The 14,652-nt window shown below is 65.2% G+C and carries 12 protein-coding genes; 1 reads left to right on the top strand and 11 read right to left on the bottom strand.

Features of this window, described 5'->3' with window-relative positions:
• Positions 1-41: 41 nt before the first annotated feature.
• The 10 genes from AB4Y73_RS16000 to AB4Y73_RS15955 form a co-directional block, all read right to left on the bottom strand.
• Positions 42-1,934 carry an FAD-binding monooxygenase gene (locus AB4Y73_RS16000; protein WP_441872877.1) on the bottom strand — a complete coding sequence of 631 codons (1,893 nt, stop codon included), beginning with the start codon at positions 1,932-1,934 and terminating at the stop codon, positions 42-44.
• 108 nt (positions 1,935-2,042) lie between these two features.
• Positions 2,043-2,414 carry a hypothetical protein gene (locus AB4Y73_RS15995; RefSeq protein WP_441872892.1) on the bottom strand — a complete coding sequence of 124 codons (372 nt, stop codon included), beginning with the start codon at positions 2,412-2,414 and terminating at the stop codon, positions 2,043-2,045.
• 161 nt (positions 2,415-2,575) lie between these two features.
• Entirely contained in the window at positions 2,576-3,001 is a 426-nt protein-coding gene (locus tag AB4Y73_RS15990) for a heat shock protein transcriptional repressor HspR (RefSeq protein ID WP_255768664.1), read from the bottom strand.
• Between the two features lie 15 nt (positions 3,002-3,016).
• Entirely contained in the window at positions 3,017-3,988 is a 972-nt protein-coding gene (locus AB4Y73_RS15985; RefSeq protein WP_441872876.1) for a DnaJ C-terminal domain-containing protein, read from the bottom strand.
• Between the two features lie 94 nt (positions 3,989-4,082).
• The gene (locus AB4Y73_RS15980) at positions 4,083-4,766 is read right to left on the bottom strand and encodes a nucleotide exchange factor GrpE (protein WP_441872875.1); all 684 of its coding nucleotides are present in this window, start codon (positions 4,764-4,766) and stop codon (positions 4,083-4,085) included.
• Between the two features lie 2 nt (positions 4,767-4,768).
• Positions 4,769-6,646, bottom strand: coding sequence for a molecular chaperone DnaK (dnaK, locus tag AB4Y73_RS15975; protein WP_441872874.1), 1,878 nt, complete (start codon positions 6,644-6,646; stop codon positions 4,769-4,771).
• A gap of 252 nt (positions 6,647-6,898) precedes the next feature.
• Positions 6,899-7,282, bottom strand: a complete 384-nt coding sequence (locus AB4Y73_RS15970) for a hypothetical protein (protein WP_441872873.1) — start codon at positions 7,280-7,282, stop codon at positions 6,899-6,901.
• Positions 7,283-7,385: 103 nt separating this feature from the next.
• Positions 7,386-7,847, bottom strand: a complete 462-nt coding sequence (locus AB4Y73_RS15965; RefSeq protein WP_441872872.1) for a hypothetical protein — start codon at positions 7,845-7,847, stop codon at positions 7,386-7,388.
• Entirely contained in the window at positions 7,844-10,333 is a 2,490-nt protein-coding gene (locus tag AB4Y73_RS15960; protein ID WP_441872871.1) for a molybdopterin oxidoreductase family protein, read from the bottom strand. The genes AB4Y73_RS15965 and AB4Y73_RS15960 overlap by 4 nt, the downstream gene beginning before the upstream one ends.
• Positions 10,334-10,447: 114 nt before the next feature.
• On the bottom strand, positions 10,448-11,182 hold the full coding sequence (locus AB4Y73_RS15955) for a TetR/AcrR family transcriptional regulator (RefSeq protein WP_441872870.1): 735 nt from the start codon (positions 11,180-11,182) through the stop codon (positions 10,448-10,450).
• A 127-nt stretch (positions 11,183-11,309) separates the two neighbouring features.
• Here AB4Y73_RS15955 and AB4Y73_RS15950 point away from each other — a divergent pair, with 127 nt between their 5' ends.
• Positions 11,310-12,239, top strand: a complete 930-nt coding sequence (locus tag AB4Y73_RS15950; RefSeq protein ID WP_441872869.1) for an NAD-dependent epimerase/dehydratase family protein — start codon at positions 11,310-11,312, stop codon at positions 12,237-12,239.
• Positions 12,240-12,249: 10 nt separating this feature from the next.
• Here the strand turns inward: AB4Y73_RS15950 and AB4Y73_RS15945 are convergent, their stop codons facing one another.
• Positions 12,250-14,466, bottom strand: coding sequence for an MMPL family transporter (locus AB4Y73_RS15945; RefSeq protein WP_441872868.1), 2,217 nt, complete (start codon positions 14,464-14,466; stop codon positions 12,250-12,252).
• Between the last annotated feature and the right edge of the window lie 186 nt (positions 14,467-14,652).

The following is a 14,652-nucleotide window of genomic DNA, read 5'->3' as shown; positions in this document are numbered from 1 at the left end:
CACCCAATTCCGCGTGGACAGAGGCCTCTTCCGGGCGGCTCCTACGCCGGTTTCCGGCCGGCCAGGAGGGGCGCGAAGAAGGCGGCGAGTTCCGCCGTCGCAGACAGTGGCAGCACGTTGGCGACATACTGGTCCGGCCGCACCACCACCACAACACCGTCACGGTGCAGGCCCCGGAGTTCGAAGATGTCAGCCTTGGGATCGGTGGCGTAGACCTTCTCGTAGTCCCTGAGTTTGAATGGCCCAACGTGCGGCTTGAACGCCTCCGGGACGGCGCCTATGTCCACTTGGGTATGGTCCTGCTGGTAGATGACTTTGACGTCGAACCACGCGTCCGGATCAGCTTCCGACGGCGTCGCAGCCAGCGGTGATTCGGCTGAGTTCGCGAGCCACCCGGCCAGGTCCGTGGTGGGTGACGAGGCGCCTGCGGCGGCCGGGTCTGCGAAGACGTAGATGCGCCAGCGGCCATCGGCCGTGGCGTGGTGGCCGAGGTGGATGGGGTTGGCATCGCACACCCGCACCACCGGCGCGGACTTGAAACGCTTGCCGATCGGGAAGCCCGCGGCCAGGTCCTGATGTGTAGCTTCGGCAGTGATGAGGGATGGTGTGTACTGGGTCATGAATCCTGCGGGGAACTCGGCGGTCCTGACGTAGAAGTCCTCGAGCTCGGAGGGGCTCTCAAACTCCTCCGGCTTCTTAGCCATCATGGTGGACCACACTTTGTCGAAGTCGATGAGATTCTTGGCGACCACCTGGCGTTCGGCGGAATACGTGGCAAGCAGGCTTGCGGGGCTACGGCCTTCGAGCACGTGCCCGAGCTTCCAGCCGAGGTTGAAACCGTCCTGCAAAGAGACGTTCATGCCCTGGCCGGCCTTGGCGCTGTGCGTGTGGCAGGCGTCGCCCGTGATGAACACCCGCGGTGTGCGCGTGCCGCGCTGGTCCGGAAGGACGTCGTCGAACCTGTCCGTAAGGCGGTGGGCTACCTCGTACACGCTGTGCCAGGCGACGTTCCGGACGTCAAGCGAGTACGGGTGCAGGATGGCGTTCGCGTGGGCGATGATCTGCTCAATGGTGGTGCTGCGTACGGCCCCCTTGTTGTCGGGGTCCACCTCGCCGAGGTCCACGTACATGCGGAAAAGGTGGCCGCCTTCGCGCGGGATCAGCAGGATGCTGCCGCCCGAACCGGACTGGATCGCGCATTTCGTGCGGATATCGGGGAAGTCCGTGACGGCGAGGATATCCATGACGCCCCACGCGTGATGGGCCTCGTCGCCGGCCATGGTGCAACCGATCGCTGCCCGCACCTTGCTGCGCGCGCCGTCCGCGCCGACCACATATTTGGCCCGCACAACCCGCTCTTCACCCTCGTTCGGACCCACCGCAAGGGCCAGAGTGACGGTAACTGGATAGTCACCTTCACCTACCTCCAGGCTGCGGAACTCGTACCCGTAGTCTGGTTTCATCCGGGTTGGGGCGTCCGCCATGTATTCGGCGAAGTAGTCCAGCACGCGGGCCTGGTTGACAATCAGGTGCGGAAACTCGCTGATGCCCATCTCATCGTCAACAGCTCGGGCCGCCCTGGCGATCCGGGAGCGGTCCGCGGGGTCGGGCTTCCAGAACGCCATCTCCGTGATTCGGTAGGCCTCGGCGATGATCCGTTCGGCGAAGCCAAAGGCCTGGAAGGTCTCCACGCTGCGGGCCTGGATGCCGTCGGCCTGTCCGATGACGAGCCTTCCTGCCCGACGTTCCACAATGCGCGTGGTGATGCTGGGGAACTGGGAAAGCTGGGCCGCAGCAAGCATTCCGGCGGGCCCGGTGCCAACGATGAGCACGTCAACTTCGCCGGGCAGTTCTGCCGGGCGATTGAGACCGACGCCGGCGGCAGGCTGGATGCGCGGGTCCCCTGATACGTAACCGTGGTGATGGAACTGCACGGGCTACCTCACTTCGTTGTGTGAATGTACTCGATAGTACGCCGGACGGCTCCCGATTTCAGGGCCACAGCCCGGCGCACCATTGCGCATTCGAAGAGGAGATCTGGGCTAGCCCATCGCCGGCGCCACCCTGGTCCCGGGACTGAACTGGCGGCGGGCCCAGCGGGCGAGTTTCTTGCCCTTGCCCTTCCACCAGCTGTCCTCGTCCTTGTCGTGATGAAGGCGGAAGATGATCGCCACCATCACGAACGTGGACATACAGACGTCCATCCACGACCAGGACAGCGCGGCGATGAGTGCGCTCATGCCGGTAGCAATGATCGACGGGATGGCCAGCGTCCGGAAGACGGTGCTGGCTACGTACCGGCGGTGCGATCTCGGCACCGAGAGTGCCCGCACCATGTCAAAGCACGCGCAGACCACCACTATGGTCTGCCCGATGGCCAGCAGGATCAGCCCAGCACTGGACCCTGCAAACATGACGACTGAAGAACCAAACACGTGAAACCCCCAGAGCCTCGAACCTTCGCTGTGAGACCAGCAACGGTTCCATTCAAGTCAGTGGGGGCGGATGGGTCACGAGTAGTGGGTACTCGAATTTTCCGAGTATTTTGATTCCAGGGTGCTTGTTTCGAACGCGCTTACTTGCCCAGAGCCCTGGGCCGCCAGACCACCACGGCCTGCGAGCGGGCGCGGGGACGCTGGCCGCGGGCCAGGCTCACTACATCGCCGGCCGCTCCGGCGGCAAAGATTCTGGAGTCCAGGGGATCACGACGACGGGCCACCTCCTCGGTCAGTTCGCTGACCTTGCGCTGGAGTGCGGCCACCTGGTTCTCCAGCTCGAGGATACGTTTGATTCCCTCCAGCGAGACGCCTTCGTGGGAGAGCCGCTGAACCTCACGCAGCATGTTGACGTCACGCTGCGAGTAGCGGCGGGACTTCCCCGGCGCCCGGCTGGGCGAAACAATGCCCAGCCGGTCGTACTGCCGGAGGGTCTGCGGGTGCATGTCCGCCAGTTCAGCCGCCACCGAGATCACGAAGATCGGCTGGTCAGCACTGATATTCACGGTCTGCTCCGCTGCTTACAGCCGGGCCTTGGCGGCCAGGCCCTGTCGAACATCGGCGTCGGCGGTGGCCTCGGCGAAGGCCTTCACGGCCGCCTCAGCCTCTTTGTTCAGGTTCTTGGGAACCGCCACGTCGATGGTCACCAGAAGATCACCGGTTGCCTTGGACGTTTTCACGCCTCGGCCCTTCACCCGGAGCGTCCGGCCCGAGGGTGTGCCGGCCGGAACGCGGACCTTTACCGTCTCGCCATCGATGGTGGGAACTTCAATGTCCGCGCCCAAAGCAGCTTCCGGGAAGGTGACCGGAACGTGGACGCGGAGGTTGTCGCCATCGCGCGTGTAGAAAGCGTGGGGCTGGACGGACACAGACACCATCAGGTCGCCGTTGCCTGCCGGTGACGGCTGGCCCTTCCCGCGGACGCGCACTTTCTGGCCGTCCTTGATGCCGGCGGGGACACGGACGTCAATGACTTCGCCGCTGGGTTCCCGCAGGCCGATGGTGGTGCCGCGGATCGAGCCGGCGAAGGAAATGCTGGTGGTCGCGGTGCGGTCAGCACCCTTTTGGGGTGCCCGCTGGAAGCCGGTCTGGCCGCCAAAGCCGCCGCCGAACAGGTCCGCGAACTCGGGCGGGATGCCCCCGGAAGTGCTGAAGCCGCCGGCGTGACGGCCGGCGTTGCCGGTGAACAGGCCGCCGAACATGTCCTCGAACCCGCCGTTGCCGCCCGCGGCGCCGCCCGGTGCGAACCTGGCTCCTCCGCCCATGGCCCGGATGGCGTCGTACTGCTGGCGCTCGTCCGGATCAGAGAGCACCGAATACGCCTCAGAGATGTCTTTGAACTTCTTCTCAGAGGCAGCGTTTCCCGCGTTGGTGTCCGGGTGGTGCTGGCGGGCAAGTTTCCGGTACGCCTTCTTGATATCGGCGTCGGAAGCGTCCTTGGCGACACCAAGGATCGCGTAAAAGTCCTTGTCCACCCAATCCTGGCTAGCCAATGGCGTTTCCTTTCAAAGTTTGGTGTCGAGATGGCAGTTCGCGCCAATGTTCTTCCGAATCACTGCCGCGAACTGCCATCTCGATGGAGTAATGCTAAGCCGGGACGGCGACGATGACCTGTGCTGCGCGGAGGACTCGGTCTCCTGATTTGTAGCCGGAGCGGAGGACCTGGCTGACTGTGTCAACCTCGATGTCCTCGCCCGGCTGCTGGATCAGGGCTTCGTGGATGTTCGGGTCGAACTCCACGCCGGTCTCAACAATGCGGACCAGGCCGTACGTCTTCAGCGCGGTCTCCAGCTTGGTGGCGATGGCCGCGAACGGACCGTCCGCGAGGTCACCATGCTGGCGTGCGGCGTCGATGTCGTCCAGGACCGGGAGCAGGGAGTTCAGGACGCCGATGACGGCCATCTCCCCTGCCACGGCCCGGTCGCGTTCAACGCGCTTGCGGTAGTTGACGTACTCAGCCTGGAGGCGGAGGAGGTCGTTCTTCAGCTCGGCCGCCTCAGCATGCCCTGCACCCTGGGCCACAGATTCCTCTGCCGGCACCTCGACGCCGTTGAGGATTTCCTCGGCCTGGGCGAGGGCGTCGCCGTCGGAGTCCACCGGCGGGTGGGCCTCAGCGTGCTGCTCGCCCTCCGGGTGCCTGGCCTGCCCGGTCACCGGGTCAACCTTGCGGTTGTCCCGAATGACCGGCTCCTGCTGGCTGCTGGCCCGGCGCTCCGCAGCTTCCTGGCTCGCGGATGAGTTGTGCTCTTCCTCGTTACCGTGGTGCGGCATGGCTACTTCTTCGCTTCGTCTTCGTCGATGATCTCGGCGTCGACGATGTCCTCATCGGCCGACTTCTGGCCGCCTGCTGCACCAGCGGCGCCTTCAGCACCGGCAGCGCCCGTGGCGCCGTCCGGGGAACCGGCCTGCGAGTAGATGGCCTCTCCAAGCTTGGTCTGGGAAGCCTGCAGCTTCTCAAACGCGGACTTGACTGCGGCGTCGTCGGTGCCTTCGAGGGCCTTCTTCAGGGCGTCGACGTCGGCCTGGACCTCGGTCTTGACCTCTTCGGGCAGCTTGTCGGCGTTGTCGGCGATGAGCTTGTCCACGGAGTAGGCGAGTTGCTCGGCCGTGTTGCGGGTGTCGGTGGCCTCGCGGCGGGCCTTGTCCTCGGCTGCGTGCTCTTCGGCGTCCTTGACCATGCGGTCAATGTCTTCCTTGGACAGCGCGGTGCCGCCGGTGATGGTCATGGACTGTTCCTTGCCGGTGCCCTTGTCCTTCGCGGAGACATGCACGATGCCGTTGGCGTCGATGTCGAAAGTGACCTCGACCTGCGGGACGCCGCGCGGGGCCGGTGCGATGCCGGTCAGCTCGAACGTGCCCAGCGGCTTGTTGTCACGGGTGAACTCACGCTCGCCCTGGAAGACCTGGATGGCCACGGACGGCTGGTTGTCGTCAGCGGTGGTGAAGGTCTCGGACCGCTTGGTGGGGATGGCCGTGTTGCGCTCGATCAGGTGCGTCATGACGCCACCCTTGGTTTCGATGCCGAGGGAAAGCGGGGTGACGTCGATCAGCAGGACGTCCTTGCGCTCGCCCTTGAGGACACCCGCCTGGAGTGCGGCGCCGACTGCAACGACCTCATCCGGGTTGACGCCCTTGTTGGGCTCCTTGCCGCCGGCGAGTTCCTTAACCAGGTCGGAGACGGCCGGCATACGGGTGGAACCGCCCACGAGCACGATGTGGTCGATCTCGGACAGCTTGATGCCGGCTTCCTTGATGACGTCGTGGAACGGCTTCTTGGTGCGCTCGAGCAGGTCCTTGGTGAGGTCCTGGAACTTGGCGCGGGTCAGCTGTTCGTCCAGGTGGACCGGGCCGTCGGGGGTGACGGAGAGGTACTGGAGGGAAACGTTGGTGCTGGTGGAGGAGGACAGTTCCTTCTTGGCCTGCTCGGATGCCTCGCGGAGACGCTGCAGGGCGATCTTGTCCTTGGACAGGTCGATGCCCTTGACCTTGAGCTGGTTCAGCAGGTAATCCACGACGCGCTGGTCCCAGTCGTCGCCGCCGAGGCGGTTGTCACCGGCGGTGGCGCGGACCTGAATGGTGGAGAAGTTGTCTTCGTCCTTGCCCACTTCGAGCAGGGAGACGTCGAACGTGCCGCCACCGAGGTCGAAGACCAGGATGAGTTCGTCTTCCTTGCCCTTGTCCAGGCCGTAGGCCAGTGCTGCGGCGGTGGGCTCGTTGACGATACGCAGGACGTTCATGCCCGCGATCTCGCCGGCTTCCTTGGTGGCCTGACGCTCGGCGTCGTTGAAGTAGGCCGGAACGGTGATCACAGCGTCGGTGACCTTTTCACCGAGGTAGGACTCGGCGTCGTTCTTCAGCTTCATGAGCACGCGGGCGGAAATTTCCTGCGCGGTGTACTTCTTGTCATCGATCGCGACGGACCAGTCGGTGCCCATGTGGCGCTTGACGGAGGCGATGGTGCGGTCGATGTTATTGACGGCCTGGCGCTTGGCGATCTCGCCAACCAGGACCTCGCCGGACTTGGAGAACGCAACGACGGACGGCGTGGTGCGGCCACCCTCGGCGTTGGCAATAACGGTGGGCTCGCCACCTTCGAGAACGGAGACGACGGAGTTGGTGGTTCCGAGGTCGATACCTACTGCACGTGACATGTGTTGCTTCCTTCTTTCCTTGGAAACTTGCTGGCGCCCACTCATTGAGCGTTCTGCACTCAACTTTACTCAGGGAGCAACTGATGTCAATCCAAAGTTGAGCGCGGTACGCTCAACTTTGGAATTTTGTGTGGCGGCCGAATGGGCAAACCTCCCGGAATTGCGCGCCCTGGGGAGGGAGATTCATGGGAAGGAAGCCCGTTCGCTGTGCGTGAACGGGCTGCCAAAGCTTAGGAATCCAAAACGGGAAACTTAGGAGTTCCTGCCCTCGTCCTCCTCAACCTCGCGGGCAGTAGATGCACCTCGGGCCGTTCCCACCACTCCGGCATCGCCATAATCACCTTCCGGATAGTCGGCTTCCTCAGGCTGTTCCTCAACGCCTCCTACCACGCCGGCATCGCCATAGTTGCCCTTGGGATAGTCGCCCTCCTCAGGCTGCTCCTCAACGCCGCCCACCGCCCCGGCATCGCCATAGTTGCCCTCCGGATAGTCGCCCTCCTCAGGCTGCTCCTCAACGCCGCCCACCACCCCGGCATCGCCGTAGTCGCCTTCCACGTACTGGCCGCCCTCGCCCTCCAGTCCAGGCGCACTGCTGGCCTTGCGGGGCTCGTCGTCACGTGCAGGGTTCTCAGTCATGGCTAGTCTCTCCTTTGAGGTTCCGCGTCCACCTGGGCGCAGTTGGAGTCTACCCAGCCTGGGCGGGGCGAAACAGGGGGCGGCCGCAACTCGCAGCCGCTCATCAGCGCGCGGCCACGAGCGCCTGCGGGGCGGCCTGCTTCATCCGCGTCTGCAGCCACTTGAGCTGCGTTGACGTCTGGGAATCGCACTGCGCCACCACGGCTAGGAGCTCTTCATCGCGCAGGGCGGAGGCAGCCTGCTTGACCATGGTCCAGGTGATGTCCACGAAGCTCGCCAGAAGATAGAGGTCCTGCAGGTCACGCAACAGGCCGACCGGCCCGCTCCGGGTTTCGGCCAGGCCCTGGGCATGCAGCCGCTCCGGCTCATTCCCCGACCTATCCTCGCCATAGCGATCGACGACGGGCCGCAGCAGCCGCTGATGCTCGTCGCACTGCCGCGCCAGGGTGAGGCACAGGAAGTGGACATCAGGTTCCGCGCCGTGCCCGTCCGCCACTTGGCGGTACGAGGTTGCCAGCGTTTCTTCGGCCTTATGCAGCAGGCCAAGGTAGATCTCGAGGTTCATGGCCGGCCTCCGGCGGAGTTGACGGCGCCTGGAAACTGCGGTGGCGCGGCCGGGGTAAGGAGTTCTGACGCTTCCCCGCCCGGGCCGCCCTTGGTAGCTGGAACGTGACCGGTCCCCGCAGGCCGGGACGCCGTCGTCGTCGGCGCCGGAGCAGGTCCGGAACCGCTCCCAAGCGGTTCCACCTTTACCGCGGCGTTCTTGAACACCGGCTGCTTGGACACCGGGTCCCACTCGGTGAGCGTGAGTTCGTTGGCGGCGGTGGGATGCTCCCCCGGAACGCCGCCGGCATCCCAGTAGCCGTAATGGAAAGGTGCAAAGACACTGCCGGGTCGGATGCCACTGATGCGGACAGGCACTTCAATGCTGCCGCGCCGGGAGGAGACCCGCACCAAATCGCCTTCAGAGATTCCCAGCGCCTCACAATCTGCCGCTGCCATCTCCACCCAGGCCTTCGGTGCGGCCGCCGTCAGCGGTTTGGAACGGCCAGTTTTGGTGCGCGTATGGAAGTGGTACGCGGTACGCCCAGTCGTGTAGCGGAGAGGGTAATCCTGGTCCGGTTCCTCGTGCGGCGGCGTGTAGGGCGTTGTGCGCAGGAACGCCCGGCCGGCAGGAGCCATAGCTTTATATTCCGTCGGAGGAATGGACGCACCGGTGAGGAGGTCGTGGCCATAGCTTTCGCAGTATGTAGGGTCCGTTGGGAACAGACCGTCGTTGTAGAGACGGACCCGGCCATCGGGATAGTCGTCGTTGCACGGCCAGGGAATGCCGCTCCCGCCGCGCAGCTTTTCGTAGCTGATGCCTGAGTAGTCGCAGGGGCGGCCCCGGGAACATTCCTTCCAAGCGTCAAAGGCTTGCTCGGGGCCGGCCCATGGCAGCAGGGGTGCACCATCCTGCGTGCGGAAGTCCATCCGGCGGGCGTAATCGAGGAAGATATCCAAGTCCGGGCGGGCTTCGCCCGGGGGTTCCACGGCCTTGTCCGAAAGGTGCACGGTGCGGTCCGCGTTGGTGAACGTCCCGGCCTTTTCGCCCCAGCCGGCGGCAGGGAGGACGACGTCGGCCGCCTGGGCTGTTTCGGTCAGGTACAGGTCTTGGACTACGAGGAAGAGTTCCGGTTTGGCGAGGATCTCCCGGATCCTGGGCAGCTGCGGCATGGAGACGGCCGGATTGGTGGCCGACACCCAGAGGAGTCCGATGGAGCCCTGCTCCGCGTAACGGAAGATTTGCATCGCGTGCGTGGGTGGCGCCCAGTGCGGAATGATCGCCGGGTCCACTTTCCAGAGCCGCGCCAACTCGTTGATGTGGTCCTCGTTTTCCCAGTTCCGGAAGCCCGGCAGGTCGCCGTCGGCCCCGCATTCCCTATTGTTCTGCGCCGTGGGCTGCCCGTTCATCTGCAGTAACCCGCAGCCGGGGCGCCCCAGCATGCCGCGCAGCAGGTGCAGGTTGTTGACCTGGCAGGAGGCGGCCGTGGCTTGCGAGGACTGGTAGAACCCCTGGAGCACCGTGGACAGGACCCGGGCCGAGGTTCCGAAGATCCTTGCGGCCTCCCGGATGTCTTCGGCGGCCACGCCGCAGGTTTCCGCCGCGGCGTCGGGAGTCCAGGGCTCCACGGTCTTCCGGAGATCCTCTAGCCCGAGCGTGTGCTCGCTCAGGTAGGCCGTATCCTCCCAGCCGTTATGCAGGACTTCACGGACCAAAGCGTGCATCAGCGCCAGGTTGGTGCCCGGCTTGAGCGCGAGATGGACGTCCGCATGCTTCGCGACCTCCGTGTCACGGGGGTCCACGCACACGATCTTCGGGCGGTCCGGTCCCCCGATCCTGTCCAAAACCCTCGACCAGAGAACGGTTTGCGTTTCGGCCATGTTGTGCCCGTACAAAAACATGGCATCGCAGTGGTCGATGTCTTCATACGCCCCGGGCTGCCCGTCGGCGCCGAAGGATTCCTTTAGTGCAGCCGCGGCCGTGGCTGTGCACAGCCGGGTGTTGCCGTCCATATGCGGCGTGCCGATGCCGGCCTTCCCGATCACGGCCAGGGCGTAATACTCCTCGAGGAACAGTTGGCCGCTGGTGTAGAAGCCATGGCTCAACGGCCCTTTGGTCCGGAGCAGTTCCCGGCTTCTTTCGACAATGCGGCCCATGGCCGTGTCCCAACTGCATTCCACCAGCTGCCCGTTCTCGCGGATCAGCGGCTGTGTGAGACGGTCCTTGTGCGACACTCCCTGCCAACTGGCGAACAGGCCCTTCGGTCCCAACCGCCCATGGTTCACCAAATCGCCCGCACGGCCGCGGATGCCCACCATGGCCCCGTCCTTGACGGCGATATCGCAGGCGCAGCCGTTGCTGCACAGAACGCAGGCGGACTGCACCCAACGGTCAACGTCCGCTTCCTGCAGGCCGCCGTCGAGCGCCTGGTCCACCCGGACCGGCCACAGCCCGCCACGGGCATACGGTGTCCGGCTTCCCCAGATCTCAGCTATGCGGTCAGCCATGTTGGCCTCCTGGGCTCCTGCGACGGCGAAAGAGTTTCTGCTGATCAGGCTAGACCCGGAGGATGCTGAGCGAAAGGGCAGTAGGCTTACCGTTTTCTGCCGTACCGGGGCGGATCACTTCCCGGTAAAGCCCGCCACCCCCGCCAGGGCGCCGAGATGGTGCTCAAAGAGTTCGTCTCGGGCGCTGAACGTGTCGGGGCCGTACTGGCCGAAAACTTCGAAGCTCACGGCGCCGAACAGCGATGTCCACACGAGGACGCCGTTTGCTATCAGGTTGTCGGGGACCGCGAGCCCCAGTCCGGAACGGATGGATTGGAGGTCGGCAGCCAGGGCGGGAGGTACGACGGCGGCACGCTCCGGCGCCGTTAGGGCACCCGCGCGGTAGGCGGCGTCGAGGATCCCCACCAGGGCGTAAATCACCCGGGTTCCGGGGGTTGTGGTTTGGCCGGCGGGCGCCTGATAGCCGGGCACCGGGCTGCCGAACAGCAGTCCGTAGCGTGCAGGCTCACGCAGTGCCCACTCCCGGACCGCGCGGCCCAGCGCCGCGAACCGGCCGGCGAAGTCACCCGCCGGCCTCGCGTTCACAGCCACATCCACCGCGTCGCCGAGTTCGTTGTACGCGTCCACGAGCAGAAGAGTGAGGAGCTCGTCGCGGCTGGCCACGTAGCGGTAGACGGCGGACGACACCACACCCAGATCCCTCGCCACCGCACGGAGTGACAATGCGGCGGCACCCTGGGTTGCCAAGTGGTGCCGCCCCAACCGGACAATGTCCGCAATCGTCTGGGCGCGGGCCCGCTCCCTGGGTGTTCGGAGCGTGGTTTCCGCGCTTGCGGCAGCGTCGTTCATAGGTCCAGCATCCCACAGAGCAGAGCACTGTCAACATTTGAGAGCACTGCTCTTGACGTTTGCTCGGGTAAGGGCGCATCCTTACTGGAGAGCGGTGCTCTCAAAAATTAGTCCTGAAGGAGAAGCCATGAACGATCTTCACGTTGTCACCGGAGCAGGCCCTGTTGGCTGGGCGGTTGCGGAACAGCTGGCCGGGCAGGGCAAACACGTCAAGGTCCTGACCCGTTCCGGTTCCGGCCCTGTGCATCCGCTGGTGGAACGGCTGACCGTCGACGTCCAGGAGCCCAGCAAGGTGAGCGCGGCGTTCGCTGGCGCCGCGGCCGTTTTCCATTGCATCCACGGTTCTTCCTACACGGCGGACGCGTGGCGGGCGGAACTCCCCCGGGCCGAACAAACGGTGCTGGCCGCAGCGGGTGAGGCAGGCGCCGTCGTCGTCTTTCCCGAAAGTCTTTACTCCTACAGCGAGCCGGACCGCCCGATGACCGAGGCAGGCCCGCGGACCGCCCAAGGCGGCAAGCGCGGGGTCCGCACCGAGCTGCTCAGAGCCAGGGAAGCGTCCCCCACCGATACCGCCAGCGTAGTAGCCGGCGACTTCTTCGGCCCGCGCGTCCGGAACTCCCACGGCGGCGAGCGCATGGTTGCGCCCGTCCTGGCCGGAAAGAAACTCTGGGTGGTCGGCAGCGTGGACCAGCCGCACTCGTTCACCTACGTCCCGGACCTCGCGGCGGCGATGATCCGGGCCGCGCAGACACCTTCGCTGTGGAACAAGGTGTGGCACGCGCCCACCGGTCCCGCGGTGACTCAGCGGCAACTGGCAACTGCCTTCGCGGAAGCCGGCGGAGCCGCCCCGCCAAAGATTGGGGCCATGCCCGGGTGGGCGCTCCGGGCCATGGGCGTCTTCTCAAAGGACCTCGGCGAGCTGGCCGAAACCCTCTACCAGTTCCAAAAGCCGTTCGTGATGGACTCCGCAGCGAGCCAAGCCGCCCTGGGCCTGCGCCCAACGCCCCTCGCGGAAGCAGCCGCGGCCACGGCGGCCTGGTGGCGGGCGCAGGGTTGAGGCTCCCGGCTTACCGGCGGCCGGCGCCCTCGGCTTCAAGCTCGACGTCGGCGTCGTCCCGCTGCACCGCAGCATCCGCCTCCGGCCGGCCCAGTCTGCTCGGCCACCAGATGCGCGGGCCGATGTCGTAGGTCAAGGCCGGAACCAACAGCGAACGCACCAGGACAGTATCCAGCAGCACACCGAAGGCCACGATAAACGCCAGCTGGACCAGGAACATGATGGGGATGATGCTCAAGGCGGCAAAGGTGGCGGCCAGCACCACGCCGGCGGACGTGATCACGCCACCGGTCACGCCCAGCCCACGCAGGATCCCGGGGCGTGTCCCGTGCTTCAGCGACTCCTCGCGCACCCGGCTCATCAGGAAGATGTTGTAGTCCACGCCGAGGGCCACCAGGAAGACGAATCCGAACAGCGGCACCGTGGCGTCGGCGCCGGGGAAGCCCAGCAGGTTGTTGAACACCAGGGCCGAGACGCCCATCGCCGCGCCGTAGGACAAAACCACCGAGAGCACCAGCAGGACCGGTGCCACCACGGAGCGGAGCAGGAGCATCAGGATGAAGAGGATGACCACCAACACCACCGGAATGATAATCACGAGGTCGCGCTGCGCCGTCGTATTGGTGTCGAGGGCCGTAGCAGTCACGCCTCCCACTAACGCGCCGGCATCAACCGTCTTCACGTTCTCCCGCAATGCCTTGACCACATCCTCGGCCTCGATGGAATCCGCGGCGTAGTTGAGCGTGGCGTTGATCAGCACCTTGCCATCGCGGACATCGGGAACGCTGGGAGCCCCTGGGGTTCCTGGTCCGCCGGAAACGATTGGCACACTGCCGGCAGCCAGGAGGTAGGCGTCCCCCACGCCGGCGGCCGCTTTGACCTTCGCGAGCACCTCGTCAGCTTTGCCTTCATCCGCAACCACGACGGCGGGGCTGCCGCTGCCGGCGTCGAAATGGCGCGCCAGCGCGTCCTGGCCGTCAACGGCGTTGGAGGCCGTGAGGATGACATCCGTCTGGGGCACACCATTGGCCTTCAGTTGCAGGATGCCGGACGATGCCACCAGCAGCAAGAGGACCGAAGCGACCCATACGGTGCGTGGACGGCGGGAAACCAGCGAACCCGTGGCACGCCAGATGCCTTTCTGACCTTCCAGACCCGTGACCAGCTCCGGTTCCCGCTGATCCTCCGGGACCAGCTTGGGGCGGAACGGCCAGAAGGCGGCCCGGCCCAGAAGTGCCATCAGGGCGGGCAGCAGGGTCAGCGCAGCGAACAGCGAGCAGAGGATTCCTGCGGCCGCCACCGGACCCAGGCCCTTGTTGGAATTCAGATCAGAAAAGAGCAGGCAGAGCAGGGCGATAATCACGGTGGCGCCGGAAGCCACAATCGGCTCCACCGAGGCCTTCCAGGCCGTCAGTACGGCGGCGGTCCGGTTGCGCGTGTGGGTCAGGGCTTCGCGGAACCGTGCCACGTACAGCAGGGCATAGTCCGTGGCCGCACCAATCACCAGGATGGACAGGATGCCCTGGCTCTGGCCATTCAGCTGGATCCAGCCGAGTTTCGCCATTCCAAACACAAGCAGGATGGCGGCGCACAGCGCGAAGACCGATGTGAGGAGTACCGCGATCGGCAGGAGGAGCGAGCGGTAGACAATCAGCAGGATTACAAACACCGCACCCAGGGCCACCAGCAGCAGGATGCCATCAATCCCGGCGAACGCGCTGGTGAGGTCCGCAGCCAGGCCGGCAGGTCCGGTGACGAACGTCTGCATGCCCTGCGGAGCGGCGCCGGCAACAGTGGTCCGCAGCTCCTTCACGGCTTCCTTCAGCGCGCCGGATGAGTTGACGGGGACGATGAACTGAACGGCCTTGCCGTCCTCGGACGGGATAGGGCCGATCACCGTGCTGCCGAGCTTCAGCGCTTCAAGGTCCGCCTTCAGGCCTGCGGCCTCGCCCAGCTGGGCCCGGGTGAACGCTTCGGCATTCTCAATCACAACGACGGCTGGCACTTCGTTGGAATCCCGGAATTTCGTTTGCCATTCCTGAGCGGCTGTGGCTTCGGCACTTGCGGGGAGGAAGGATGCCTGGTCGTTCGAGGAGACCTCGCTCAACCGCCCGAAGGTGGGTCCGCCGACGCCGGCAAGGGCCAGCCATGTGAGCACCAGGAGTACTGGAATGAGCCAGCGCAGCCAGAACGGGACCCGCGCGCTGTGTTGGGAACTGGTTTTCATGATTCCTTCTGGGCTGGGGAGGGAGGAGTACAATTGCTTCCATCATAGAGTATCTCCATCATAGAGATAAGTGGCTGTCGTGCAATTTCTCGTTTGCCTGATATCTCAGGGATGGAAGGCCGCAGACGACGCTGCTGCAGTAATATCCGTCAGGGCACCAGCAAAAACCTGAGGCGAGCCAGAAAC

It is taken from the genome of Pseudarthrobacter sp. TAF60_1 (assembly GCF_052113505.1).
In the GTDB taxonomy this organism is placed as follows: Bacteria; Actinomycetota; Actinomycetes; order Actinomycetales; family Micrococcaceae; genus Arthrobacter.
The sequence above is the reverse complement of the archived record's forward strand: the minus strand, read 5'-3'. Positions and strand labels throughout refer to the sequence as shown.